The 25,516-nt window shown below is 45.3% G+C and carries 25 protein-coding genes; 4 read left to right on the top strand and 21 right to left on the bottom strand.

Going from position 1 to position 25,516, the window contains the following annotated elements; translation table 11 throughout:
• Nucleotides 1-13: 13 nt before the first annotated feature.
• Entirely contained in the window at nt 14-2,140 is a 2,127-nt protein-coding gene (gene flhA, locus ABXT59_RS03425) for a flagellar biosynthesis protein FlhA (RefSeq protein ID WP_443637706.1), read from the bottom strand.
• A 257-nt stretch (nt 2,141-2,397) separates the two neighbouring features.
• Here flhA and ABXT59_RS03420 point away from each other — a divergent pair, with 257 nt between their 5' ends.
• The 3 genes from ABXT59_RS03420 to ABXT59_RS03410 are packed head-to-tail and all read left to right on the top strand — an operon-like array spanning nt 2,398 to nt 4,520.
• Nucleotides 2,398-2,862, top strand: a complete 465-nt coding sequence (locus tag ABXT59_RS03420) for an LPP20 family lipoprotein (protein ID WP_443637705.1) — start codon at nt 2,398-2,400, stop codon at nt 2,860-2,862.
• A gap of 19 nt (nt 2,863-2,881) precedes the next feature.
• Nucleotides 2,882-4,045 carry a hypothetical protein gene (locus ABXT59_RS03415; RefSeq protein ID WP_443637704.1) on the top strand — a complete coding sequence of 388 codons (1,164 nt, stop codon included), beginning with the start codon at nt 2,882-2,884 and terminating at the stop codon, nt 4,043-4,045.
• 37 nt (nt 4,046-4,082) lie between these two features.
• Nucleotides 4,083-4,520, top strand: coding sequence for a type IV pilus assembly protein FimV (locus ABXT59_RS03410; protein WP_443637703.1), 438 nt, complete (start codon nt 4,083-4,085; stop codon nt 4,518-4,520).
• 84 nt (nt 4,521-4,604) lie between these two features.
• On the opposite strand, the gene ABXT59_RS03405 is transcribed toward ABXT59_RS03410, so the two are convergent.
• The 3 genes from ABXT59_RS03405 to ABXT59_RS03395 form a co-directional block, all read right to left on the bottom strand.
• The gene (locus tag ABXT59_RS03405; RefSeq protein WP_443637701.1) at nt 4,605-5,324 is read right to left on the bottom strand and encodes a PilZ domain-containing protein; all 720 of its coding nucleotides are present in this window, start codon (nt 5,322-5,324) and stop codon (nt 4,605-4,607) included.
• 94 nt (nt 5,325-5,418) lie between these two features.
• A complete protein-coding gene (locus ABXT59_RS03400) occupies nt 5,419-6,087 on the bottom strand; it encodes a replication protein P (RefSeq protein ID WP_443637700.1) in 669 nt (222 codons plus the stop codon).
• 55 nt (nt 6,088-6,142) lie between these two features.
• On the bottom strand, nt 6,143-6,967 hold the full coding sequence (locus tag ABXT59_RS03395; protein WP_443637699.1) for a DnaT-like ssDNA-binding domain-containing protein: 825 nt from the start codon (nt 6,965-6,967) through the stop codon (nt 6,143-6,145).
• 60 nt (nt 6,968-7,027) lie between these two features.
• On the opposite strand from ABXT59_RS03395, the gene nfsA reads away from it, so the two are divergent.
• Nucleotides 7,028-7,768 carry an oxygen-insensitive NADPH nitroreductase gene (gene nfsA / locus ABXT59_RS03390; RefSeq protein WP_443637698.1) on the top strand — a complete coding sequence of 247 codons (741 nt, stop codon included), beginning with the start codon at nt 7,028-7,030 and terminating at the stop codon, nt 7,766-7,768.
• Between the two features lie 9 nt (nt 7,769-7,777).
• Here nfsA and ABXT59_RS03385 read toward each other — a convergent pair whose 3' ends face one another.
• From ABXT59_RS03385 to fliF, 17 genes are all read right to left on the bottom strand, one after another.
• Entirely contained in the window at nt 7,778-9,289 is a 1,512-nt protein-coding gene (locus ABXT59_RS03385; RefSeq protein ID WP_443637697.1) for a fumarate hydratase, read from the bottom strand.
• 134 nt (nt 9,290-9,423) lie between these two features.
• Nucleotides 9,424-10,542: a hypothetical protein gene (locus ABXT59_RS03380; RefSeq protein WP_443637696.1), complete on the bottom strand. Its 1,119-nt coding sequence runs from the start codon at nt 10,540-10,542 to the stop codon at nt 9,424-9,426.
• Nucleotides 10,543-10,587: 45 nt separating this feature from the next.
• Entirely contained in the window at nt 10,588-11,763 is a 1,176-nt protein-coding gene (locus tag ABXT59_RS03375; protein ID WP_443637694.1) for a hypothetical protein, read from the bottom strand.
• A gap of 122 nt (nt 11,764-11,885) precedes the next feature.
• Nucleotides 11,886-13,028, bottom strand: a complete 1,143-nt coding sequence (gene flhB / locus ABXT59_RS03370) for a flagellar biosynthesis protein FlhB (RefSeq protein WP_443637693.1) — start codon at nt 13,026-13,028, stop codon at nt 11,886-11,888.
• 3 nt (nt 13,029-13,031) lie between these two features.
• Entirely contained in the window at nt 13,032-13,805 is a 774-nt protein-coding gene (fliR, locus tag ABXT59_RS03365) for a flagellar biosynthetic protein FliR (protein WP_443637692.1), read from the bottom strand.
• A 2-nt stretch (nt 13,806-13,807) separates the two neighbouring features.
• On the bottom strand, nt 13,808-14,080 hold the full coding sequence (fliQ, locus tag ABXT59_RS03360; protein ID WP_443637690.1) for a flagellar biosynthesis protein FliQ: 273 nt from the start codon (nt 14,078-14,080) through the stop codon (nt 13,808-13,810).
• Nucleotides 14,081-14,091: 11 nt separating this feature from the next.
• The gene (gene fliP / locus ABXT59_RS03355; RefSeq protein ID WP_443637688.1) at nt 14,092-14,856 is read right to left on the bottom strand and encodes a flagellar type III secretion system pore protein FliP; all 765 of its coding nucleotides are present in this window, start codon (nt 14,854-14,856) and stop codon (nt 14,092-14,094) included.
• Entirely contained in the window at nt 14,853-15,239 is a 387-nt protein-coding gene (gene fliO, locus ABXT59_RS03350) for a flagellar biosynthetic protein FliO (protein WP_443637687.1), read from the bottom strand. Before fliO ends, fliP begins: the two co-directional genes overlap by 4 nt.
• 9 nt (nt 15,240-15,248) lie before the next feature.
• Entirely contained in the window at nt 15,249-15,554 is a 306-nt protein-coding gene (gene fliN / locus ABXT59_RS03345) for a flagellar motor switch protein FliN (protein ID WP_443637686.1), read from the bottom strand.
• Between the two features lie 36 nt (nt 15,555-15,590).
• The gene (gene fliM / locus ABXT59_RS03340; protein ID WP_443637684.1) at nt 15,591-16,586 is read right to left on the bottom strand and encodes a flagellar motor switch protein FliM; all 996 of its coding nucleotides are present in this window, start codon (nt 16,584-16,586) and stop codon (nt 15,591-15,593) included.
• 18 nt (nt 16,587-16,604) lie between these two features.
• Nucleotides 16,605-17,204 carry a flagellar basal body-associated FliL family protein gene (locus ABXT59_RS03335; protein ID WP_443637682.1) on the bottom strand — a complete coding sequence of 200 codons (600 nt, stop codon included), beginning with the start codon at nt 17,202-17,204 and terminating at the stop codon, nt 16,605-16,607.
• A 52-nt stretch (nt 17,205-17,256) separates the two neighbouring features.
• Complete coding sequence (locus tag ABXT59_RS03330) at nt 17,257-19,224, bottom strand: flagellar hook-length control protein FliK (RefSeq protein WP_443637681.1); 1,968 nt, start codon at nt 19,222-19,224, stop codon at nt 17,257-17,259.
• Nucleotides 19,225-19,332: 108 nt separating this feature from the next.
• Complete coding sequence (locus ABXT59_RS03325) at nt 19,333-19,776, bottom strand: hypothetical protein (RefSeq protein WP_443637680.1); 444 nt, start codon at nt 19,774-19,776, stop codon at nt 19,333-19,335.
• 44 nt (nt 19,777-19,820) lie between these two features.
• Nucleotides 19,821-21,191, bottom strand: a complete 1,371-nt coding sequence (locus ABXT59_RS03320) for a FliI/YscN family ATPase (protein WP_443637679.1) — start codon at nt 21,189-21,191, stop codon at nt 19,821-19,823.
• Nucleotides 21,184-22,689: a FliH/SctL family protein gene (locus ABXT59_RS03315; protein ID WP_443637678.1), complete on the bottom strand. Its 1,506-nt coding sequence runs from the start codon at nt 22,687-22,689 to the stop codon at nt 21,184-21,186. The genes ABXT59_RS03320 and ABXT59_RS03315 overlap by 8 nt, the downstream gene beginning before the upstream one ends.
• The gene (fliG, locus tag ABXT59_RS03310) at nt 22,682-23,728 is read right to left on the bottom strand and encodes a flagellar motor switch protein FliG (protein ID WP_443637677.1); all 1,047 of its coding nucleotides are present in this window, start codon (nt 23,726-23,728) and stop codon (nt 22,682-22,684) included. The genes ABXT59_RS03315 and fliG overlap by 8 nt, the downstream gene beginning before the upstream one ends.
• Before the next feature lie 47 nt (nt 23,729-23,775).
• Nucleotides 23,776-25,515: a flagellar basal-body MS-ring/collar protein FliF gene (gene fliF, locus ABXT59_RS03305; protein WP_443637676.1), complete on the bottom strand. Its 1,740-nt coding sequence runs from the start codon at nt 25,513-25,515 to the stop codon at nt 23,776-23,778.
• Between the last annotated feature and the right edge of the window lies 1 nt (nt 25,516).

Here is a 25,516-nt window from a genome sequence, read left to right as displayed (position 1 = left end):
AACCTTAATGCTTTTAGTTATACTCTACTGGTGCTTGCGCATCCACTAGGGGCTGTTGTTCTATAGTCGACACCACTTGAATGCCTTGTTCGTCTGGTATTTCGTTGTAGCCCAGTATGACTAAACCTGGAATACGGTTTTTAACCATTTTAGCTAACCAAGGACGGATGCCTGGAGAGACCACTAACACTGGAGGAATACCCTGTTCGGCGAGTCTTTCGCTGGTATCTTGCAGGTTACCTAACAACTGTTCTGCTAGGTTGGGTTCTATGGCTAAGCCGTGTTCTTTGCTTTGCTGTAATATGTTATGCAATTGTTGTTCCAATCCGGCATCTAATGTCATAACGGATAGATCACTCCCGACTTGAGTGAGTTGCTGCATCATCATACGGCCTAACGCTGGACGCACTGCCGCTGTCAAAACGTCAGGATCCTGACTTCTATGAGCCTGTTCTGCCAGAATTTCGACGATTGTGCGAATATCCCTTACCGCCACGCCTTCAGCTAGAAGATTTTGTAATACTTTAGCCACGACACCCACTGACAATTGAGAAGGCACGACTGCTTCAACCAACTTAGGAGCCGCTTGTGACAGTTGGTCCATCAATTGCTGAGCTTCGTCGTGGCCCAGTAATTCGTGAGCGTTATCATGTAAAACTTTATTCAAATGTGTTGCAAGAGCTGTCGCACCGTCCACCACTGTATAGCCCATAGACTGGGCATACTCTCTTTGGGATGTATCAATCCACAAGGCATCCAGTCCAAAGGCTGGATCTTGTGTTGGAATACCCTCGAGACTGCCGTGGGTTCCACCAGGGTTAATTGCGAGGTCCTTGCCCATCATCAACTCTCCCTGGCCACGGGTCACGCCATTAATATTAATATGGTATTGATTAGGCGATAGATCTAGGTTGTCCCGAATGTGCACTGATTGCACCAAAAATCCAAGTTCGTGTGAAAGTTTTTTACGCACGCCTTTGATGCGTTGCATTAACGCGCCACCTTGGCTTTTGTCAACTAAGGGAATTAATGCATACCCCACTTCCAAGCCAATCATATCTAGCTGTGGAATATCTTCCCACGACAGGTCTTTTGACTCTTGATCTTGCTGCTCCTGTACCGGGTCCACAACCTCGGGCTTGTCATCCTGTCGAGAACGTTTTACAGCTAAGTATGCAAAACCACCAGTAATTGTGGCTAACAATAAAAATATGAAGTGAGGCATACCTGGAATAACACCCAACAAGGTCATAATGCCGGTAACGACAATAAGTGCTTGAGGGCTACCTAATTGGCTCACCACTTCGCTCGACATGTCTGAGGTCGAGGTGACGCGGGTCACAATGATCGCTGTAGCAGTGGCAAGCAATAAGGAAGGAATCTGAGCTACTAGACCATCGCCAATGGTTAATAAAACATAGGTTTCTGTGGCTTCATTAAAACTCAAACCATGGGTACCCATACCAATAGCAAGGCCGCCAATAAGGTTAATGAGCAGGATCAGAAAACCTGCGATTGCATCGCCTTTCACAAATTTACTGGCACCATCCATTGAACCATAAAAATCCGCCTCTGCCGTCACATCTGCGCGCCGTTCGCGGGCTTCATCTTGCGACAGTACACCGGCATTTAGGTCGGCATCAATCGCCATCTGTTTGCCAGGCATGGCATCCAAGGTAAAGCGGGCACTGACTTCTGATACACGGCCTGCACCCTTGGTCACTACAAGAAAGTTGATAATCATAAGAATAGAAAATACGATGATACCCACCACATAATCACCACCAATGACGAAATCACCAAATGACTGAATAACCTGACCCGCTGCATCGGTGCCCGTGTGACCTTCAACGAGAACAATCCGGGTCGATGCTACGTTTAATGCCAAACGTAGTAAAGTTGCAAATAATAGGACCGAAGGAAAGGATGAAAAATCTAATGGCCGCATGGTGTTAATAGAAATCATTACAATGACTAGGGCAAGGGCAATATTGAGGGTAAAAAATAAATCTAACAAGAACGCAGGCAGTGGAACCACCATCATTAAGATGATCAGCAGAACCAACATAGGGATTAATAACCCCGTCAAATGTTTGACATTGATTTGATCCTTCACGCTTATAACTTGTGAAAAATTCATAATAACTTGGACCCTAAAGTAAAAATAAAAAACTAATCATTTGTTTTTTATCGATTATTTATATTTATCTGTTAACTTTCAATCAATGGTGTCGATAAGAAGTCACATGTCACTGGACTCATCAAAACATCACTATGTATGGATAAAAGCAATAACAGTGCCAACATTCGCTTACTTTAAACAATTAATTATCAATCATGCCTAAAGTCTGCAAGGGCGGGGTCGATAATATGTTTATAGACTCAGAGGAAATAAACATGACCGTTCACATCACCCAAAAACTCCGCCTTCTAGTTATTGCATTAACAGCCTTTACCCTAGGGGGTTGCACTTTATCCATGACGGGTATCCAAACGCCTGCAGCTGAAGTCAATACGCCGATCTACCAAAAGGAAGTGATCATTTCCACAGGCTATGCCAACATCAGTGCACAAAAAAGTAAAAGCCCAGCCCAACAACGGCTGATGGCTATACGGGTGTCTAAACTAGACGCCTACAGAAACCTAACAGCACAGGTCTATGGTCAAAACATTAATGCATCGAGCACTGTGGCAGATATGGTACTTGCAAGTGACACCATGCGTGCGCATGTGGAAGGGGTTGTATACGGCGCCAAGGTTGTCAGCATCAACCCAATAGGCGATGATAGCTATGAAACTAAGCTGGAATTAGAACTAGACACTATGCAGGAACTTAGACGAGTTTTTTTAGTGGCTAGATAACTCCCTTTACGGTTATCTCATGAAACAATTAAACCATCCACAGCGCACCAGCACTATCATCTGCGCCGTGTTAACAGGGCTAGTCATTAGCCAATTAAGCCTAGCGGAGCAAGACCCAACGCCGAAGCTTATCGTGTCTGGGCAGGCGGTAGTGGCTGATGGGGGTATTGAAAGTGCCATAGCAAGAGCCACACTTGATGCTCTGCGCTCCGCAGCTACCCAACGCCAAGGCCAAATGACTAGCCAAAGTATAGTCAGTTCAGATGGCCAACTGACGGAAAATATCAGGCTCAAAACCAGCTTAAACATAAGTCGAATGGACCTATTGGAGCAAATCGAAGTCCAGGGTGTAGTCACAGTGAAGCTCGCCTTAGAACTTGATGAAGGCACAAAAGATTGTCCTTTGCCCCAATTAACCCAAGTGGTGACAACAGACTTAGCCACACCACCCAACGACAGCAGCTATCATCAAGTAGACATTAATCAATTACTACTCGACACCGAAGCGCAATTTTCTAGCCTGGCAAAAGGAGGAAATTTTGTTACTCATCGGATTAACCCAGCGCTTAATACTTATCAAACAGCATGGCTTGCCTCTGAGGCTTATAATCAAGCTGACTATCATTTGGCTATCGGTGCCCAGTGGTTGTCCACACCTACGATTGAGCCGGAACCTAGTGGCCTAGGCAGTCTAATGAGTTCATTGAATGGGCTACAAGATCAATCCCCTAACCTAATGCTAACTGCCACTTTTTCAAGTCCCTATGGTGCTGATATCGACTTGCGTCATCAACAGCAATTTACCTTGCCAGCCAACCGCTCCATTTCCCAATCTGGTGCGCCCATTCCCCAAGAGCTTAGCAAGCAGGTGGCAAAGTGGGTAGAAAAATCATGGCGCAGCATCCATCAAACTGTGAAGTGTGAAGGCAGCTACATTAAGCTTAGCAAAATCATTGACCAACCCTTATGGCGCATTAATAAAGGGCAAAAGTTAGGTCTAGAACAGGGGCAGAAGTTATTATTATTACCCCAAAATTATGAAGATGGAATTCTTAATCCAGATGCCAGAAGTGCACCACTTGTATTCAAAGTGACGCAGTTACAACCCCACGCTGCGCTGTTAGAACATGTGGCAGGGCCAGATAATATAACTAATGCCATAGCCCAAGTGATTGTATTTTAGATGTTGACAAAGTTATTTGCACAAGGAGTTTTCACCCATGAATAGTCGTCTAATATGCAGCCTATTTGCTGCTAGCCTCATCACCAGCCCTGTGAGTGCGAATGAACACCAAACTCAGGACCACTTGAAAGTGCTAATGGGTGAATTACTTCACCTTGAGCAGCAGATAGATACCCGTCAGGACGTGGTTAACGCAATCGCACCTGGGTCTGAGTATCGCATTAAACCAGGGGATTCTTTAACCGATATTGCGAAGCGGGCGTACGGTGAGACTAATATAAAACTCAGTTTAGTGATGCAACTCATTATTGGTAATAACCCGAAGGCGTTTTTCCGTAACAATGCTAATTATTTGTATGCTGACAAAGTCATTACTATTCCAAGTATAGAGGATTTTAGAGCCATGTTATTTTCTGGCGACACTGACACTTTGTTAAATGATGATGACAAGACCCATTGGATTCGCTTTCCTTAATCTGTATTACCAGACAAAAAAAGCGCGCTTAATTAAGCGCGTTTTTTTAACTAAGAAACCTAGGCTTATGAGCCTTTAATTATTTTATAACTGGCGTGACACTGAGGCTATTTTTTGTTTCACCAAGTGCAATAAGTCATCTTCTTCATGGTTACGAAAGAAGATAAAGCGAAGGCCTACCAGCAGTTTTAGCCCATCAGCATGGGATCGCATATGACGCACTTCAGCACTAACTTTAGCTTGAAAGCCATCCACCTTAAGTTCAATGTGCTTAATCGCCTTACCGACTTCAACATCGTATAAATTTGCTTGTGGAAGTAACACAGATGCGCCGCCACCAGAGACATCAATCACATCGACAGGCTGCCCCCCAATACTCATGTTAATCTTTTCATCACTAGTCGCTGGCAACTGCAGCATCTCCCGATTTGGTTTTGCTCGCACATTCTCCGGCAGCTTAGCCGAAAACCCAACACCGCCACTAGACGCACTGACATCACCAACTTGCACATCGAAGTAGTGGATGCGGCCTTCGTGAAAAAACTCCACCCGCAAGCGATCTTGGGCTTCGATCATAGCCACAAAGTCAGGCTCATTGATCGGTTCGAGCACTAGAGTCACGTCATTGTTACTGGGCGCATGCTGATCCGCAGACTTATAAACCACTTCTTGCAAACGATAGTCAGCCAAAGTTTGATCTACAGCATCTCCAAAGCTGACATAAAAAGAACGCTTGCGCGCCTTTGCAGACATGAAAAAGTGATATATGTCTTTAAAACCACTAATCTCTACTTCGTCTTTCAAAAAAACCTCCACTCGGGCTTGCACCGATGATTTTATACAGTACAACCAACATTCTTCTTATCCTTATCGACCAAATGATACCAAAATAAAGTATTTAAATAACCTGATTTCGTAACTCATCAATATTAGCGGGAATAGTTTGTGCTGGGTAGGCCGCTTGCGTGCGCGCATGTAACTGCTGTCTCAAAGGGCTATGCTTTGGCAAATGCAAAAAGTACAAAGCGCTTTGGGCTATTTCTGGAGCCATATCCAACTGTTTGGCCCACTGCTCTATAATGGCAAATAAGTTATCATTATTAGGTGCGGGTATGGCCCTAGTTTGCACCTGATCCAAATCTTCCCCTGCCAACACCCTTTGGCACAGAGCCTTGTAGTGTTGTTTAAACAGTCCTTGTGTGGCTTGACGAGTTAGGGTTTTTAGCTCAAACCACCCCGTTGCCCTTCCTGCATGATATACCGCCGCGTGACTCCAAGAATGGTGGCTTGGCGCCGTTGCATGGCGACATGCCTCAGCATAGGCTTGATCAACCAACGTCAAACCAAAACTCTGTTGGCATTGGTCCATCAGTTGCAAGAATTCTGCAATTGAGGGCATCCAGCTATATTGTCTTTTAGTTTGCTCCAGGGCGAGCACCAACACATCCTCTTCATAACCCGCCAAACTCAAGGCCCATTCACGCTTCGCTATAATAATTTCTTTGTCGTCATCAAAAGCACTTTTAAACTTATGACCGTAGATCGTCATAAAACGAGCAAACAGCATGTTCACCAAAGATTTTACTTTTTGGTCAACAGGCGCACTCGCAGCAACAACCGTTTTACCAGTCGGTATTATTGATGTCGAGCACGTTTGCAGTAATGTTTCGTCGGCGTTGTTTAGCAGCGTATCTAGCTTCTTCATTAGATGGATTAGTCTGTTGTTGGGTTTGTCTTTGAGCCCGAGCCTGAGCTGTTTGCTGTTGAATTTGTTCTTTTTTGACCCATTTTAAAAACTTTTGATCCCAGCCACCGGGGGTTTCTCGGCGTCCTTTGTCCATATAGTAGACCACAAACTCATCTTTAATGCCTAGGACAAAGGCTTCACTTATTTGGTGCTGTTGAGCTAACACCTTAACAATGTTTACTGACGGTTTCCATTCAATATCCATGTGGCATAAGTGCTGGTGCTGGGCTTCTTTAGCAGCAAATAATCGGCTTAACTCATCACCGTCTCCAGCGTCACGATGCCAGCCTCCAAAGCCGGCCATAGAGGGCCTTTCACTGGCTACGGGGTTATCTATAGCCTGAGATTCGTCTAAAGCTTTCAATGGTTCTGCTTCTGGTTCTAAGTTTTGTGTTAACTCCAACTGCAGCTCTATACGCACCATACCATTGCCAGCAGGGGCCACTTGCAGCAAACCTATGGCCGACAATTGCGAAAGTAATTGACCTTGGTGTTGCCTGGTAAAACAAAGTGCTCGACCATACAAACGTTGCTCTTCAACCACGACTTGTCCACTCCAAGCACCTACTAACTCGGTTACTACTGCCAACATGAAGGCTTGTTCTAAACCATAGCGCTGGGCTAAGTAGGGTGCAATAGGTAAAGTGGGAGCCGACAATTGCATAACTAGGATCAACTTTAAACGGGTTGTTTTGGACATTCTACCCTAACTGGTCCTGTGCTAACATCTTCAATGTTAACCAATGAGTAATAAAGCACTATGACCGTAAAAAGCCCAATAGAACAAATGTTAGAGCACCAATCAATTCGTAAATTTACTAGCCAAGTCATTCCACAAGAGATAATCAACACTTGTGTCACTGCTGGTCAAGCAGCCTCAAGTTCCAGCTTTGTGCAAGTCACCAGCGTCGTTCAAGTCAACTCGCCATTGACACGGGCTGCTTTAGCAGAGGCATCCGGTGGCCAAAAATATGTGCAAAGCGCAGCCACTTTTTTGGTCTTCTGTGCAGACTTACAACGCAATCAACAAATATGTCAGCGCCAACAGCAACAAATGCCCATCGGTTTTACTGAACACACTCTTATTGCCAGTATAGATACAGCACTATTTGCACAAAATGTGTTGTTGGCTGCTCAAAGTCTCGGTTTAGGTGGGGTTTTTATTGGTGGCTTACGCAATCAGCCAGAAACAGTCACTCAGTTATTAAACTTACCTCAGCAGGTATTTCCCATATTTGGTCTGTGCCTTGGCTACCCAGATCAAAACCCTGGCCAAAAGCCAAGACTGCCACTATCCATGGTGCTGCACCAAGATCATTATTCAAATCAAGGCTTGGAGAAACTTGCTAGTTACGATGCACAGATCAGCGGCTACTACCAACAGCGCAGTCATGGAAAAACAGACCTCACCTTTAGCCAACATATTATCAAGACTATGTTTAAAGAGGCGCGACCACATATGCTTCCTTACTTACATAGTCAGGGATTCGCGACTCGATGAGGCTAACACCTAGGTAATCTGTCGAGCTTGAATAATGTCGTACCATTGGGCAGGCCCGGTTTGATGAACTGAGGTACCACCAGCATCAACAGCGACTGTCACAGGCATGTCTTGCACGTCAAATTCGTAGATGGCCTCCATGCCAAGTTCTGGAAATGCCACTATTTCAGCACTCTTAATCGCCTTAGAAACCAGATAGGCTGCGCCACCTACAGCCATTAAATAGACGGCTTTATGGGCTTTAATGGCATCAATGGCAATTTGCCCACGCTCAGCCTTACCAATCATGCCTAACAAGCCCGTTTTTTCAAGCATCGTGCTGGTAAATTTATCCATGCGAGTCGCTGTGGTGGGGCCTGCTGGGCCGACAGCTTCATCTCTCACAGGGTCCACTGGGCCCACATAATATATAAACCGGCCCGCTAGGTCTACAGGCAGCGGTTCACCTCGAGACATCATGTCTATCATCCTTTTATGAGCCGCATCTCGCCCAGTCAGCATTTTACCAGACAACAATAAGGTCTCCCCTGGCTGCCAAGTTAATACGTCAGTTGGAGTGACCACATCTAAATTCACTTTTCTCGCCCCTGCACTAGCATCCCATGCAATGTCAGGGTACTCATCTAGACGTGGTGGTGTTTGTAAGCTCGGGCCAGTGCCATTAAGCACAAAATGTGCATGTCTGGTGGCTGCACAGTTAGGAATCATGCACACGGGTAATGAAGCGGCATGAGTGGGATAATCCAAAATCTTAATATCTAGCACGGTGGTCAGGCCACCTAATCCCTGAGCTCCAATACCCAAGTTATTCACCGCGTCAAACAACTCTAAACGCAGTTTGTCTGCAGTGTTATGAGCACCACTGGCCTGCAGTTGGTGAATATTCACTGGATCCATCAAAGATTTTTTAGCCAGAATAGCAGCTTTTTCTGCCGTGCCCCCAATACCTATGCCTAACATGCCAGGTGGGCACCAGCCGGCCCCCATAGTCGGCACCGTTTTTAATACCCACTCAACGATACTGTCGGAGGGGTTTAACATGACCATTTTACTTTTATTTTCTGAGCCCCCACCTTTAGCTGCCAATTGAATATCGACCTGATCACCCTTAACGATAGAGGTATGAATGACCGCCGGCGTATTATCTTTAGTATTGGTTCTGGCACCCGCAGGATCAGATAGAATAGAGGCTCTGAGTTTATTATCAGGGTGTAAATAAGCCCGCCTTACCCCTTCGTTAATCATTTCTTCTAAGCTAAGCTCGGCGTCCCATTGCACATCCATTCCCACTTCAACAAACACCGTGACAATGCCTGTGTCTTGGCAGATTGGACGTTTACCTTCGGCACACATACGAGAATTAATTAAAATTTGCGCCATGGCATCTTTAGCAGCTTTGGATTCTTCACGCAGGTAGGCTTCATGCACTGCGTGTATAAAATCTAAAGGATGGTAGTACGAAATAAACTGTAATGCGTCAGCGACGCTATCAATTAAGTCCTGTTGGCGAATTATTGTCATGGCGGCATCCTAATGTGGCTTAAATCGTAAGCCACATTATAACCCCTTAAATGCTTTAACTCTGCTTTAACTCTGCTTTAACCCTACATTTCGTCCACATCATCTGCCGTTTCAGCAGATGATAATAGATTCAATTATTGAGTCGCCTTAACACCAAAGGTAATAAAAGTCTCCTCACTGGGCGCATCCGCCTTCCTGTTCGCTACATCTTGAGCTAATTTTTCCTGCTCAAGATCATAGTAGCGTTCTTGCTCTAAGGCGACTAAAGCCTTTACTTTGCCTACAAGGTCTTCGTTTTGGATGGATTTCATTTGCAACTGTAAGCTGTCAATCCGAGTTTTTAGCTGTTTTAACACGCTCTGCTGCGCTTTACTGGTGTTCTGTAAACCATTGAAACTAGCCAATATTCGATCATTAACACTGCCTAACATCCGCTCATTGACTTGCGCTTGCTGTGACGCCGCTTGTTGCGAATCAGTGCCTACTTGCCGGAGATAAAACATCATCTGTTCAACACTTTGACCGAGTTGATGATTAACATCAGCCACGTCAATTAGCTGCGTCTCTAACAAGGTCACTCGGTCCATTTGTTGTTCAAACTGAACCAATTTGGCACCCATGGCCAAACTGACACTCGTTGCGTCTTTTACCGAGCTTTGTAGCACGAACAACATAGCCGCGCCGCTGATTAAACCGATCAATCCTAAGGCAAAAATGATCATCAGTAAGAAATTATTCGATCTCCGTAAACCCTTGGCCATGTTATTAATGGTTGTTACACTGCCTAACAACATATGAATGGATTGATTGGTAGAATGTGCCGCTTCGTTGGCCGCACTGGCTGCATCCAGTACAATTTCGGTCAAGCTTTCAATATTATTAGCTGCGGGTGGGTTTTTTTCAGCGACTGGTGCAGCTTCTTCTAGATAATCAATCTCGTCATCAAACCTAACCAAATCATCATCTTCAGACACTTTTTCCACCTTAGCTTGAAGGCTGGGTTGCTGAGGCTTTGCTACTTTAACTGGGGCTTCTACTGCTTGTTCTGCCTGGTCCCCTAACTCAACTTCTGCATCAACTTGACTGAGTACTTCTGACATTTGTTCAGCCAGTTCTTGTGCCACGTCCAATTCATCTTTAGCCCGAGCTTGGGCAGCTTCTTGCTCTGCCACTGCCACAGAAACGACCTCAATATCCAAAGCCACTTCGGTCTCCGTTTGCTGTTGCTTGTTATCTGTATCTTCGTCACTCATGGGTTTTACATCTCAGTCGATCCATAGCCTACAGAAGCGAGTAGGCTACAGCGGGTCTTTACGCTCAGTTAAATCTTCATTCTCAGTAGTTATATCGTCAGTTTTTGAGCGAATCTTAGACATTTTTTCAACTAATCGACCAGAAAGTTTAGATTCTTCGTTATTTTCATTGGCTTTTGAGTCATCAACATCGGCCACTGGAGCCGTCTCGAGAGTTTCCATCGTATCCAAAGAAACTTGCGAACCGTCTGTTGCAGCTGCATTCTTACCCGTCAGTTTTGCAGTACCTGCATTCCTGGCATTTTGGTGGCCCATATCAGCCTGCATTGCATCAGCGGGCAAATGGTCTCCCATGTCAACTTGTGTGACTTGAACTGGAAGTTCATCTTCTAGGGCTGCAAATCCTGCTTGGCCATCGACATGATGGCCCATATCAGTCTGTCCCACTCCGGCCAATTGCTCACCTTTTAATTTAGCCAACCCTGCGGTGCCATCAATGTGTTCACCCATATCTGCTTGGCCTGGCCCTTGAGGCACATGATCACCTAAATCCGCTTGGCCTACTCCTTGAGGCACATGCTCACCTAAGTCCGCTTGACTTACTCCTTGAGGCACATGATCGCCTAAATCCACTTGGCCTGCTCCTTGAGGCACATGCTCACCTAAGTCCGCTTGACCTGCTCCTTGAGGCACATGATCGCCTAAATCCGCTTGGCCTGCACCATCAGGCCTACTGCCTTCAACGTTAGTAGCCTCTGGCTCAGAGTCTGCGGAACTAGAGGGACGAAGGCCATCGAGCTTGGCTTTAGCCACTGCAGAATGTTGATCTGTGCTTTCAGAAACCAAAGATGTCGAGGAGGGACTTGCAGCATTTTTTTGCGCCAGTTTATGGGCTTCTATTTGAGCCCTTTGGGTGGGGCTCAATTGATCAACTTTCGATGTAAGACTTGCCGTTGGATGAGCGCTAGATTTGCCACTAGGCTGGGAATTCAATTTCGCCACATTAATCGCATCGGCATCAGAGAAGCGCTGCCAGTCAGCGGCCAGTTCACTTTCTTTGCCTTTGGTATTAGACGTGCGCTTTTGGCTGGCAACAAAATCAGCGTTATGCTGATGTTTATTCACTTCTGCGACTCTTTCAGGTAAAACAATTTTATTACCTTTTTTAGTCCTAGAAACACGTTTAAATAAACTTTTGTCAACTTCAATGTCTTTTTTCATTAAGTGCATCTCCATCTTACTTACAGCTTTGTCATAAATCTATTCATTGACCTTTTATTGGAATTAGTATACATCTAAATAACCTCAATGAGGAGCTAGACTTTAGTTTCAATATCATAGCGTTAAAGGGCTTTTCCGTCTTCATTGTACCGAAAATCAGCAGGTACTTCAGGATTAGGCTGCCTTGGTTGAGGAACCCCCGGGGTCACAGCATTAAGCTGATAAACATATGCCAACACTTGAGCCACGGCCACAAATAAACCCTCAGGAATTTCCTCTTTAATTTCACTGGTAAAATACAGTGCTCGTGCTAACAAGGGCATACGTAATATTTGCACACTTTCTGTTTCAGCAAGTTCTCTTATGCGGGCCGCCATTTCACCCTGGCCCTTGGCTAAAACAATGGGGGCCCCTGCTCCTGCTTGATCATAAACGATCGCCACAGCAAAGTGTTGTGGGTTAGTGATCACAACGTCTGCGTTAGGAACGTCGTCTAGCATTCTTCCCATGGCCATTTCCCGCTGCCTCTGGCGCACCTGAGCTTTAACTTCAGGCCGGCCCTCCATCTCCTTCATTTCATCTTTTATGTCTTGCATCGACATTTTTAACTTTTCTGTATGGCTATATATTTGATAAGGCACATCAATGGCAGCAATAACCATCAAGGATAAACACATATAAAAAAAACCCCACAATAAGATCATGCCTCCCTCTCGCATCGCCACATCCAAAGACATTTGGCCCAACGCTAACAGGTGTCCTATTTGAGATGCCACCACCAAGTAGCCGATGCCAGCGACCAAAATAAATTTTACTAAGGCTTTGACCAATTCCATAAGGGCTTGGGTACCAAACATGCGTTTGAGGCCAGAAAGTGGGTTAAGTTTGTTAGGTTTGAAGCCCACAGCTTTAGTAGAAAATAACCAACCTCCAATTAGGGCTGGTGTCGATAAGGCCAAAGCTAAGGTGAGGAGTAGAAAAGGCATCACAGACAAGATGCCCTCCACTAAAGTTTCTAACAAAACATTGGGTAAGCGGCCAGTGTCCATGAGTAAACTTCGCTCTATAGTTAACGAAGAGACTAGCATCTGTGAAAGGTTGTCAATAATTATGCCACCTGTCATCAGTAAAAAAGCTGAGCCAAGCACCATAATTATAGCCATAGACAACTCTTTTGAGCGCGGCACTTGTCCATCTTCGCGTGATTTCTCGAGTTTTTTGGCCGTAGGTTGTTCGGTTTTTTCTTGGGAACTGTCTTCAGCCATGCGTTAACTCACACCCAGTAACAGACGGATCTGCTGAAAGGCTTCAAACCATAAACCTTGAATATTACCCATAAATGTAGGCAACAATATAAGCAAAACCACAATGCCCATTAACAAGGTTAGTGGAAAACCAACAGCAAACACATTTAAACTGGGCGCCGCTCTAGAGATGACTCCCATGCCACTGTTGGTGAGTAATAATATAATCATTGCAGGCAATGCGATCAATGCTGCCCCAGTAAATAATAAGATCGACCATTGCAAGACATCCCACACCATGGCCATCTCTAGCTGAGGTTCACCAATGGGCCACAAACGAAAGCTGTCAAGAAGAAGTTCTATTAGGATGAGATGACCACCAATAGAGACAAATACCAACGTTGCTAAAATCACCATAAATTGTGATACCACTGGCGTTTGCACACCACTATTTGGATCCACCATCATGGCAAATCCTAAGCCCATGGATAAAGAAATAAACTCACCAGCTGCACTCACTGCAGCAAAGACAATTTGTAATATAAGCCCCATCATCACCCCAATGGCGACCTGTTCCAACAATAATACCAAGCCAGCGCCAGACAGCACATCAATCACAGGCCAATCATGTAATGGGTAAATGAGAATAGTAAGGATCATAGCCAAGCTTATCCGCACTGTGGTGTTCACACTCATGGCGGAAAATATGGGCGTCGCAAGAAGGCACGCACTAATGCGCGTCATGGGCCACAAAAAGGTATAAAGCAAGGCCAGTACGTCATCCCAAACGGCAAACATAGCTAGCCAATAATCCCTGGAATGCGCTCAATCAAGCGCGAGGCAAAATCCGTTAGCACCGTAATTTGCCATGCTCCAAACAAGTAAAGCACCAGCACCAGGGCGGCTAATTTAGGAATAAAACTTAAAGTCATTTCATTAATCGAAGTTGCCGCCTGCACAATACCAACAAGTAGACCAATCACTAAAGCGACGCCAAGCATGGGACCTGCAATAGTGGCCACAACCGTTAGAGCCTCGCGACCAATATCCAACACAGTACCTTGATCCATCATTAACCTCCGCGTCAGGTATAAAAGCTAGTAGCTAAGGTGCCCAGTATCAAAGCCCAACCGTCTATTAGAACAAACATCATGATTTTAAATGGCAATGAAATCATCATCGGTGAGAGCATCATCATACCCAATGCCATGAGCACACTCGCAACGACTAAGTCGATGACCACAAAGGGTACAAATAATAAAAACCCTATCTGAAATGCAGTCTTTAACTCACTGGTCAAAAATGCGGGTATCAACAGTTGCATCGGCACATTCTCGGGGCCGTCAAGTTCTTGTTGGTCTGAGATTTCTGCAAACAATTCAATATCAGACTCACGAGTTTGTTTTAACATGAATTCCCGCAACGGTTGCTGGGCCACTTCAAAAGCCTGCACAAAGTCGGCCTGATCATTGAGATAAGGTTGGATTGCTTCATCATTGATTTGGGTAAACACGGGCGCCATAATAAACAGGGTTAAAAACAACGCCAAACCCAATAACACCTGATTGGGAGGAGTTTGGTTAGTGCCTATGGCCATGCGTAATATTGACAAGACAATGATAATGCGGGTAAACGAAGTCATCATCAGCAACAACGCGGGTAACACCGTAAGCAATGACATTAACGCTAAAATTTGTAGCGTTAAACTGTATTCTTGCTGGCCTTCTGCATTCGTTTCAACAATGATACCAGGTAAAATTGCATCACCTGCACTCACTTGAGGTGAGACAGCGACTAATAAAAACATACTCACTAAGGGCAACCAGCTCATGGCCTGCCTAATACTCATAGGGTGTCCTTATTTTTGGCAGTTTGGGTGTATCGACCCAATAATTGAGAAAACTGCTGGGATAAACCTGTTTGATGTGTTTTTGGTGGGAATTCTTCTTGCGGGTCTAAAGGTTTGGGTAATGCTTCCACCGCTCCAAGATCAGCCAGTAAACGAATATTTTGAGCAGTCACTCCCAACAAAAGTGACTTACCGTCGACCTCTACCAGGAGCAATTTATCGCGGCTACCGAGCGCCATGGCTTCTATGAATCTAAGCCGACGCCCACCCTGAGGCCGTCGTTGCATAAACCATCTTGCTGCAAATACCATAACCAGTAAAATCGCCAACACCAGCAATAAGCTGCCAATAGACTGCAACAACAATTGGGTATCCCCTAGCATAAATAGGCCTTAAATTTTACGGATTCGGTCAGCAGCTTCGAGCACCTGAGTTAGACGGATGCCATAACGTTCGTTCACCACCACAACTTCACCCTTAGCGATAATGGTGTTATTAACACAAACATCGATGGCTTCTCCAGCAAGGCGATCAAATTCGACCACACTACCTTCACTCAAACGCAACAAATCTTTGATTTTAAGTGACGACCGACCCACTTCCGCAGACAAAACTACGGGGATATTTTCTAATATGTCTAGGTCTAGCTCATCCTCAAAGGTGGATAAGGCCGCGGGGGCTGATTCTTCTTCACTCACAAGCACTTCCTCCATTTATCTTGTATTAGAGACATTTTAGTCCCATAAGTCCACTTCATAATCATCTAATGTCACTTCACCCATTATTTTTACTGCTGCATGGCCATTCGAACTACCATACACGCCATTGAATAGGGGAATTCCTTTTGACATTACTGTTACTATTTCGGGCATTTTAATAGGAATGACATCACCCACCTTAAGGTTGCGCAACTCTAACAAGCTAATTTGAGGGTTAGCAAGATCAGACCTCACGTCTAAATCAACCTCCTCAATAGCTACCTTAAGGTAGTTATTCCAAATTCGCTCATCATCAATATCAGTGTCACCCATGACCTGATTACGCAATAAATCGCGAATCGGTTTCATGGCTGCGTAGGGGTAGATAATTTCGATACTGCCATTAATATCGTGAGCCATATCAATTTGAAATTTATTGACAATCACCAAATCATTATCTTCTACAATGCTGGTGAATTGTGGGTTTACTTCTGAGCTAACAAACTCAAAAGCCACTGATTGAAGGGGAGCCCACGCCGTTTTCATGTCTTGAAATACACGCTGCAAAATCATCTGGATAATGCGGTATTCTGTCGGTGTAAAGTCTCTGATGCCCGATATTTCTGTGTGAGACCCAGAGCCCCCAAAGAAGCTGTCCAGTGAATTGAAAATCAGCTGTGGATCAATAATAATTAACATCGACCCACGCAAGGGTGGGATCTTCACCACATTTAGTGAAATGGGCGTGGCCAGACTGTCCATATGAGTCGCAAAGCGTTGCACATCTACATGCTGAGCCTCAACTTTTGGCTGATAGCGCAATAGACTTTTTAAGCTGGTGCGCAGCAGGCGAGCAAAACGCTCATTGATCATATCCAACGATCCTAGGTGAGACGTTAAGCTACTGTCTTCACTGGAAATATCATAACCTTCGGCATCTGGGTCTAGGTTATAGGCTTCCACACCTTCCTTTTCACCCATTTCAACTAAAGCTAGAATTTCTTCTTCTGAGAGTAGTTCACTGTCACTCATACTACCAAGACTCCTAGATTACTGAATTACAAACTCTGTAAAGAATACTTCTTCGATACCACCAAAGTCTTCATAACCAGTTAACACCTGGTTCATCCGAGTTTTAAGACTATCGGCTAGTTTTTGTTTATCAGCCACTGTTACTAACTGGTCTTGTTGGTGTGAAGAGACTTCCATAATGATCGCCGAACGAATCGCCATCTCATGCTTATAAACGAAGTCCACAATACGTTGATCATAATGGGTCATAAAGCCCATACTGAATTGAACGAATTTTTGGCTGCCTGCCAAATTAATGGTAAAGCCTCTGTCTAATTCATTATAAAGTTGGTCAAATTTTTGACCTTCAGGCGTTTCCTTGGACGTTTTAATTAGAGGTTTGGGGGCATTCGGATCAACTTCTTCTTCTTCCTCAGCAGCTTCCCCATCTATTTCTTGGGTGACCACATTACCCTCTTCATCAACGACCACTGGTTTTGGATCAAAAAAACCTGAAAGAAACAAAGTAGCCCCGACACTAATAATAATCAGTAACAGCCCGATAGTCACAAACAGCAATATTTTAACTAAACCACCTTTTTTCTCTTCTACAACTTCTACTTCTTCTTCGTCTGCCATGGTTAGCCTTCCTTATCTACTTCTCAATTATGGATTATCTAGCCTTTATTGGCTAGGCAAAGGTGTCTACATCACCATCATGATTGCTGCGATGACTCGCTGCCATTGGAATTTGTTCTTCACTGCTACTTTTTACCGTTTGGCTTAATTGCCAATCGGGTTGCTCACCTCGAGCTTGTTGGTGTCCGCGACTATCTGCGCCCACAGAGACATCTGCTAAGTGTAAACCACTGTCTGCAAGTTGATCTCTCAATTTGGGCAAACTTGATTCAAGCAGCTCACGAACGCCTGGGTTACTGCTTAGAAGCTGAGTCTTTAGGACCCCATCTTCCATCACCAAACTAATGTTTACTTGCCCCAAGCGGGCTGGATTGAGCGATAAATTGGCTTGCCAACGTCCCTCTTTCACCATCCGTTGCAGCTGTTGACCTAATTGGTCTTGCATTTGACGGGCACTCAACTGGGCAGCACCATCACCTTGCATGAGGCTAGTAAAACGCTGTCCTATATCCATAGTAGGTGCATCGATCGCTGGGGCAGCACCCACAGTTGCCATGGCCGGCAAACTAGCCAAAGGAGCCGCTGCCTTAAAGTTGGCCCCAGTGTAACTGCCTAAGGTATTTGATTCCAGCGCATTCATAGAACTGGCAACCGGTGAGGGAAGACCTGTAAATTGGTCTAACTTCTGCACCAGTGAAGGTGCAAGAGTGATGCTGGCATAAGTTGAAGTCACACTTGCAGCACTGCTAGTAGCACCTGCACTAGAGGTTAGTTTACCTTTTGCCTGTGTGAGTGTTTTATTAATTGTATTAGCTAGCCCTGTTTTTATCTCAGCTTGTGGGCTAACTGCCTTTGATTGGCGCTGCTGAAGAAAAGACTGCGTCGCCATTTGTGACGCGACAGGCACAACTGAAGGAGTAATTCCAGCTGAGGTAGAACTACCAACATTATTATTAGCCGTTGCAGCAATCGTTAGGTTGCGTACTTTAATGACATCTTTATCATTGAGTGGCAAAGCCTTTAATGCATCAGCAACGGGGGTCTTAGCCTGCGCAGCAAAGTTAGGTTGAGTCTGGACTTGTGGCTGAACCTGAACTTGTGGCTGAACCTGAGCTTGCGACTGAACCTGAACTTGTGGCTGAACCTGAACCTGTGGCTGCGGCTGAACCTGAACCTGTAGCTGCGGCTGAACCTGTGACTGAACCTGTGACTGAACCTGTGGCTGAACTTGTGGCTGAACCTGAACCTGAACCTGTGACTGAACCTGTGGCTGAACTTGTGGCTGAACCTGTAGCTGAACCTGAACCTGTGGCTGAACTTGAACTTGTGGCTGAGCCTGAACTTGAACCTGAGCTTGCGGCTGAACTTGACCTGAGACTGAAGGTTGCAGCAAAGTTTTTGCCATAGCTGGCAACACCACATTTGTTGTAATAGTGTCTGATGTACCTTCGGGTGCAACTATTGGAGAAGCCGTTTGAACTTGACCTGGTTTAAAACCCATCCCCAGGTTGGAAATGACTTGGGCATTAGTATGATCCCCAGTGTCTTGAGGCTTAATCGTACTTTGTAAAACTAGTCTTGCTACTGCTGGATCTACACCTAACTGAACCGCTAAATCTTGGAGTTGCTGGTCCGAAAAATCTATTTTTGTATCAGTAAGCTGAGACAATGCAGATAAAGATCCAGATTTGGGCGCCTGTGGCATATCTACCAAAGGTTGTAAATGAGTCATAAAACTCAAGTCATCAATTTGTGATTGCTGCGCAGGGGCAATGGCCGCAAACAGTTGTTGAGAAGTCTGCGCTTGTTGCAACTTCGATAGACCTGCAGTCGGCAAGCCCTTGCCGCTTGGCATAGAATTGCCTAAGGGTGTTGCCGAGACAGCTCCCTCTTTCTGGCCACTTAATATTTGCTCAAACTTGCCAGCCACAGCTGGACTGACTGCCACATTAGGCCCTACGCCCTTGCTACTAGGGGTGCTGGTTGCTTTGAGTATATTTAGCAAATCTATTTGAGCCATAATAATTTAGCCTGCACTAGTGTCAGTTATTCGTCAGAATAGCTAAAAACGGTCTATTCATCGTTATTGTACACAATACTATGCAAGAATCGCTCCAATGCGACTAAATTAACGCCGATTATACATTTGTGTGGCAATGGCATCCATCTGTTTTGCATCGAAGGCTTTGTTAGCCGCTAGCTGTTCTACGTGAGCCTTTTCTGTTAGCTTCTCACTCATTCGAGCCTTTTGTAATTTCTGTAAACTCAGAGCTTTAGCTTGCTGTAACCTTTCATCTAAATCTTGTCGCTGGCGCAATTGATCAACTTCCATTTGCATTAATTGCTGCAAAAACTTGCGTGTTCTAACGAGTTTCTCATTGGTACTAGCGCTTTGCTGTAGCGTGATCAAGTCTTGTTGATAGTCCTGTTGGTATTGGCGTATTTGCGCTACTGAAGAATCGATGCTGTCAATCAACTGACTAACTTTTTGCTCACTTTCTAGCGCTTGCTGGTATTGTTGATGCTGTATTTTACCCAAATTGGTAAACCGATCAATTTTGCTGATAGCCATAGTCCTACTCCACTTATTGCTGCCGACGCAGCACTAAACTAAAGTTAGGGCATAGCCTGCAGCGTTTCTGATTGCTGAAATTCGTGTTGTGGCGGTTGTGCGAGGATTTGCAAATGATCCAAGCTGGTTGCCATATCACACGAGTCATGCATTCCTTGTTGCAAGAATCGATCCATGTTTAATTTTTTATCTAAGGCTTGGTCTAAAACTATGTTTTTACCTGCTTGATAAGCCCCCACAGTGATTAAATCTTTGTTCTCTGCATAGCTATTTAACCACTGGCGGAGTTGCTGCCCTGCCTGCTTCTGGCCTAACCCTTGCAAAGCTGGTGCTAAACGACTGATGGACTGATTAATATCTATGGCTGGGTAATGACCCGCTTCAGCTAACTCACGACTCAAGACAATATGGCCATCGAGGACAGAGCGAGCCGCATCAACAACGGGATCTTGTTGATCATCACCTTCTGCCAACACCGTATAAAAAGCTGTGATGGCACCTTGCCCATCTTCATGGCCATTACCTGCTCGCTCCATTAAGTTTGGAATAAGGGTAAACACTGAGGGAGGGTAGCCTTTGGTTGTAGGTGGTTCGCCAATGGCCAATCCAATTTCTCGTTGGGCTTGGGCCACACGGGAAATAGAATCCATTAGCAGTAATACAGATTTGCCTTGATCTCTAAAAAACTCGGCGATGGTGGTGGCCAATCTTGCCGCATGCAAGCGTGTGACTGGAGACGTGTCTCCTGGAGCTGCAACGACTACAGAACGAGCAAGCCCCTCTTCTCCCAGGGAATCGAGCACAAATTCTTGAACTTCTCGCCCCCGCTCACCAATGAGCCCAATAACAATCACTTCAGCTTGGGTAAAACGGGTCATCATACCCATGAGGACACTTTTACCAACACCTGAACCTGCCATCAAACCAAGTCTTTGGCCACAACCCACAGTAAGCAGTGCGTTAATACTACGTACGCCCACATCTAAGGCTTGGTCAATGGGTCGCCGCTTCAGAGGATTAATAGATTGTCCCAAAATACTGCGGTGCTCTTCTGCCACAATGTCAGGTCCACCATCGAGTGGATGGCCCATACCGTCTAACACGCGTCCCAGCATAGACCGACTCATGGCCGTACTTTGTGTTTGTGATTGCGGTTTCACCTTAAAACCAGCAGCAATGCCTTGCACGCTTCCAAACGGCATTAACAGTAATCTTCCATCACCAAAACCGACTACTTCTGCCACTAATGTGGATCCACTGGGGCTGATAATGTCACAGTAAGAACCCACTGGGGCATTCACACCAGTGGCTTCTAGGGTTAAGCCCACCACCCGCGTTAATACACCTTGCGAACTTGCGCGCTGGACCTGAATTTGGCTAAGGCTTTGCGATAACTTATCAGCTAAATTAGTCATGCGTAGACCTACCTTGATCGTTTTCAGACTGCCCATCATTGTTAACATTATTGGGCCCTGTGTCTGTGTCTGTGTCTGTGTCTGTGTCTGTGTCTGTGTCTGTGTCTGTGTCTGACTCTAGCTTGAGGTCTTGTTCAGTTACCACAGCTTCATCTGGCGACTTATTCTCTAAGCCCTCATCCTCTGGGGCGACTATTTCAGCTTGAGTTTCAGTTTCAGCTTCAGTTTTGGTTTCTAATTCTAATGTTGATTCTAGCTCTACTTCTGGTTCAGATTCGGGTTCGGATTCAACCGCTTGAGCAGTTTCTAACTCTAAATCAGATGTCACATGCAGTTCAAGCTCAGATTCAGGTTCAGTCTTATTAGCAGACTCCACCTTTGAATCTAATTCTGCTGCTATATCTGTATCTGTATCTATATCTGTATCTATATCCGCGCCTGTAACTGCTTCTGTATCTGCGTCTGGATCTATTCCTATCTCTGTCTCTGAATTGAGTTGCGGCCCTAGTGATGTTTCTGACTCTGACTCTGTCTCAAGTGAGGACACCGGCTCTGGGGCAGAGTCCATCTCTTGCTCTTGCTCTTGCTCTAGTTTTGGTAATGGCTTGTCGTCCAATATTTCAAGCGGCTCAATCAATTTTTCATCAATAAAACCAAACGCTTGCTGGGAAATTTGTGCTAAACGGTCTTCCATCAAATCTTCGACCCAACTGTCTGCATGCTCTACTTTTATACTGCCCATAGACACATCATTACTGGGTTGCAACACCACTTGATCTGGCAAGCCTTTATGCTGTTGTAAACGCTCAAACTCAAGGGGATTCATATGCACCTGAATAGTAGACTGGGTACTTTGAAGCTGCTCCATACTCAGCATAATTAGCCTTTCTATCGCCTGTGAGGATAAACTTAGCTCACCACGTACTAACTCTTTAGCTAAGTGCACAGCTAAAGTTTGCATAGGCTGTAACAATTCATCAGATAAGGTATCGGTTAATTGTGATAGGTGCCCTAAAGCCACTTGCATGTCTTTATTGCGCTGTTGCTCTAGCACCTCAACTTGTTGTTGGCCCGTTTCAATACCTTTAAGCTCACCTTCAGTTTGACCCAATGCAAAGCCTTGGTCATAGCCTTCTTGGTAACCTTGCTCATAGCCCTCATCGTGACTGGTGGTGTCTGGGGTCGCAATAGTGTCACCTTCAACACCATTTGCTGCTGTTAGCAATGCGTCCTCCCCCGTGATATCCGATGCAGCATCCGATGCACCAGCAAAGTTGGCATCCTCATGGGGCACAGTAAATACCTTCCAATCTTCGTGTTTTGCTTGAGCTTGGCTCACAACAGAAACTTCAGCCGCAGAGAAACCCTCTTTAGACGCTGCTCCCGCTTGAGATGTAAGAGAGAAAAACGGCGAGAATTCAACGTCAAGTCCAGACAAAGACGTTTCGAAGGTTTGGTAATCCCCTGTAAAATCATGTTTGATCACATTATCAGACAAAGTCAGCTCCACCACCTAGCATCATCTCTCCCGCATCAGATAATCGGCGGGCTGTGCGTAGAATATCTTTTTGAGCTTCTTCCACTTCACTAATACGCATGGGGCCTTTAGCCTCCATGTCATCAAGAAAAAGTATACCCGCACGTTTAGACATATTATCCAAAAACGTATCTTTAACCAGGTCATCTGCGCCTTTTAATGCCACCATCAGCAGATCGGTTTCAATGTTGCGAATGAGCACCTGAATACTTCTTGCATCCACACCTGAAAGGTTATCAAACACAAACATATTATCTTGAATACGACCTGTCAGGTCTTCATCACGTTCCATTAGGTTACCCATAATTTGGGTCTCCATATCAGACTTGGTAAAGTTCATGATCTTAGCCGCTTGGTTGACCCCACCCACATTAGATGATTTCACAGCAGAGTTACTGGTGAACTGTTTTTGCATAATGGTTTCTAGTTCTTCTAAGGCTTCTGGCTGGATCGTCTCCAGCTGTGCCACCCGCATAATAATGTCTGCGCGCAGATCTTCTGGTAAATAGTGTAATACGTCAGCCGCTACTTCATGCTCTAAAAAAGACACAATAATAGAAATAATTTGGGGGTGTTCTCCACGAATCATTTCAGCGATCGAGCGGGCATCCATCCAGTTCAGAATATCTAAGCCGTTACTTGCGCGCGTAGGAATAATTCGATTAAGTACACTCGATGCTTTGTCTTCGCCCAGGGCTTTATTAAAGACTCGCTGTACATAATCGCTGGTGCCCATAGACAGGTTGGTTTGTTGTTTCATAGTCCCAACAAATTCGTCCAGCACCATGTCCACTGCTCCTTGGGACACGTTAGCCACAGAAACCATGGCAGCACCTAAATGCTGCACCTCTCTTGGAGGCAGGTGACCAATAACATTAGCCGCCTCTTCCTCTCCCAAAACCATCATAATAATGGCCGTCTTTTGAGTTTTGGTTAACGCCTGAAACTCGTCTTCCTTTTTTAGGTCGACATCCGGTTCTAGTTTTTTCTTATCAGCCATAGTGCTTTCTCGTCTTTAACTCACTGTCGCAGCTATTCTAGCAAACCTTAAAGGTCTTGCTTTACCCAATTACTCATGACCCCGGCAACTCGCTTGGAGTCTTCGGTCACTAACATACGCATGAGCGCGACTTTATCATCATAACTGTTGGCCGTATCTAACATATCCATGGATACGGAAGATTTCTTCGGCCGCATTCTTGCTTTCATGTCTTCTAAGGTTTCACCATCAATCATGTCTTCTTCTGGTGCCTGAACAATAGGTTGGCCATCTGGGCCCAACTCTATAGCTTCATCAGAAGCGTCTGCGGCAACATCAGTGGTCACAAGGCGTTTAATAGCTGGCCTAAGCACGACTAAAATAAACACCAGCGCCAGTATAGCAATCAATAATTGACGCACCAAATTCTGCGCCCAGTTTTGTTCCCACAAGGGAGTTTCTGGAATGACCGCCTCAATCTGAAAAGCCATACCGAGGACAGTTACGTTATCTCCACGCTGGTCATCAAAGCCGACTGCAGTTTTAACCAAGCTTTGAAAACGTTCAACCTGATCTGCCGTCAGTGGCTGACGCACTTGCTCACCCTCGTCATTGGTCACAAGGGGCTCATCAATGACGACTGAAATACTCAGGCGCTTTAGCTCTCCCGTGGCAAGTTTGGTGTGCTGAATAGTACGATCAATTTCGTAATTTCGGGTGCGATTAAGAGGACCAGCAACTTCAGTTTCTCCCGGTGTGTTACCTAAATCAATGGTTTCAGTTTGATTCTCCTGCATCACAGGGTCTTGGGGAGGTTCATTAGACAAAGCACCAGGAACACCTTCACCTGCAATACCTGATTTATTGCCAGCGCCCTGAGTCAGTTGCTCACTGCGGATCGCAATGGTATCAGGATTATAATTTTCCTGAGTCATTTCCTGAACCGTAAAGTCCATGTCAGCATTCACTTCAGCACGTAACTTATTGGCGCCAACTAATGGCCCTAACAAAGATTGAATCCGTTGTTGGTACATTTTTTCTAATTTGTTGCGATAACTAAGCTGCTTATCACTCATGCCTAGGCCACTTAAGTCGTCATCATTAGCCAACAGATTCCCAAACTGATCGACTACAGAAACATTTGAAGCTTCTAGGTAAGGCACACTAGAAGCCACCATGTGCACCACAGCCTGGGCTTGAGATTCAGATAATCTGCGCCCTTGGGCAAGGGTTAGAATAACCGATGCAGTGGGCTCAACTCGGTTACGCACAAACACAGACTGCTTAGGAACCGCAAGATGCACTCGTGCCGCCTGTACCGCCTGAATGCTGCTAATTGAATTGCCTAACTCTTCTTCAATGGCTAGTTGATAGCGTTTTTGTTCAATAAATTGGCTCGTACCCATAGACTGCTGGTCACGAATCATGGCAAATCCGTCTGTCGATGTGGCTGGAATACCTTGACTAGCTAGTACCATCTTCGCCTGGTGATATGAATCAGTGGGCACACTCACCGACCCTGTGGCAGCATCAATTTCGACTGCCATGCCCGCTTTTTGCAAACTTTCAAAGGCTGCTGCCTGATCAACGCCACTCATGCCTGGAAATAAAGGCCGATAGCTGGCCTTATTTAATGACATGTAAACCATCACCATCACCAATAAAGCGAATACTGTCACGGCCAAGGGTAAGGTGCGTCTAACAGCAGGCTGTGCCAAAAATTCAGACCAAATGCCTTGTGGCACAGTCTGCTCTGGAGTCTCTGCTCCAGCTGGTAATGCCGCTTGATTCATCGTTGTCTCTGCCATG

It is taken from the genome of Candidatus Njordibacter sp. Uisw_058 (genome assembly GCF_047730065.1).
Classification (GTDB): domain Bacteria; phylum Pseudomonadota; class Gammaproteobacteria; order Pseudomonadales; family Balneatricaceae; genus Njordibacter.
The sequence above is the reverse complement of the archived record's forward strand: the minus strand, read 5'-3'. Positions and strand labels throughout refer to the sequence as shown.

Coding starts and splice junctions, on each gene's coding strand:
- flhA (WP_443637706.1), bottom strand. CDS start 2,140: ATGAATTTTTCACAAGTTATAAGCGTGAAGGATCAAATCAATGTCAAA.
- ABXT59_RS03420 (WP_443637705.1), top strand. CDS start 2,398: ATGACCGTTCACATCACCCAAAAACTCCGCCTTCTAGTTATTGCATTA.
- ABXT59_RS03415 (WP_443637704.1), top strand. CDS start 2,882: ATGAAACAATTAAACCATCCACAGCGCACCAGCACTATCATCTGCGCC.
- ABXT59_RS03410 (WP_443637703.1), top strand. CDS start 4,083: ATGAATAGTCGTCTAATATGCAGCCTATTTGCTGCTAGCCTCATCACC.
- ABXT59_RS03400 (WP_443637700.1), bottom strand. CDS start 6,087: ATGCTGTTTGCTCGTTTTATGACGATCTACGGTCATAAGTTTAAAAGT.
- ABXT59_RS03395 (WP_443637699.1), bottom strand. CDS start 6,967: ATGTCCAAAACAACCCGTTTAAAGTTGATCCTAGTTATGCAATTGTCG.
- nfsA (WP_443637698.1), top strand. CDS start 7,028: ATGACCGTAAAAAGCCCAATAGAACAAATGTTAGAGCACCAATCAATT.
- ABXT59_RS03385 (WP_443637697.1), bottom strand. CDS start 9,289: ATGACAATAATTCGCCAACAGGACTTAATTGATAGCGTCGCTGACGCA.
- ABXT59_RS03380 (WP_443637696.1), bottom strand. CDS start 10,542: ATGAGTGACGAAGATACAGATAACAAGCAACAGCAAACGGAGACCGAA.
- ABXT59_RS03375 (WP_443637694.1), bottom strand. CDS start 11,763: ATGAAAAAAGACATTGAAGTTGACAAAAGTTTATTTAAACGTGTTTCT.
- flhB (WP_443637693.1), bottom strand. CDS start 13,028: ATGGCTGAAGACAGTTCCCAAGAAAAAACCGAACAACCTACGGCCAAA.
- fliR (WP_443637692.1), bottom strand. CDS start 13,805: ATGTTTGCCGTTTGGGATGACGTACTGGCCTTGCTTTATACCTTTTTG.
- fliQ (WP_443637690.1), bottom strand. CDS start 14,080: ATGATGGATCAAGGTACTGTGTTGGATATTGGTCGCGAGGCTCTAACG.
- fliP (WP_443637688.1), bottom strand. CDS start 14,856: ATGAGTATTAGGCAGGCCATGAGCTGGTTGCCCTTAGTGAGTATGTTT.
- fliO (WP_443637687.1), bottom strand. CDS start 15,239: ATGCTAGGGGATACCCAATTGTTGTTGCAGTCTATTGGCAGCTTATTG.
- fliM (WP_443637684.1), bottom strand. CDS start 16,586: ATGAGTGACAGTGAACTACTCTCAGAAGAAGAAATTCTAGCTTTAGTT.
- ABXT59_RS03335 (WP_443637682.1), bottom strand. CDS start 17,204: ATGGCAGACGAAGAAGAAGTAGAAGTTGTAGAAGAGAAAAAAGGTGGT.
- ABXT59_RS03330 (WP_443637681.1), bottom strand. CDS start 19,224: ATGGCTCAAATAGATTTGCTAAATATACTCAAAGCAACCAGCACCCCT.
- ABXT59_RS03325 (WP_443637680.1), bottom strand. CDS start 19,776: ATGGCTATCAGCAAAATTGATCGGTTTACCAATTTGGGTAAAATACAG.
- ABXT59_RS03320 (WP_443637679.1), bottom strand. CDS start 21,191: ATGACTAATTTAGCTGATAAGTTATCGCAAAGCCTTAGCCAAATTCAG.
- fliG (WP_443637677.1), bottom strand. CDS start 23,728: ATGGCTGATAAGAAAAAACTAGAACCGGATGTCGACCTAAAAAAGGAA.
- fliF (WP_443637676.1), bottom strand. CDS start 25,515: ATGGCAGAGACAACGATGAATCAAGCGGCATTACCAGCTGGAGCAGAG.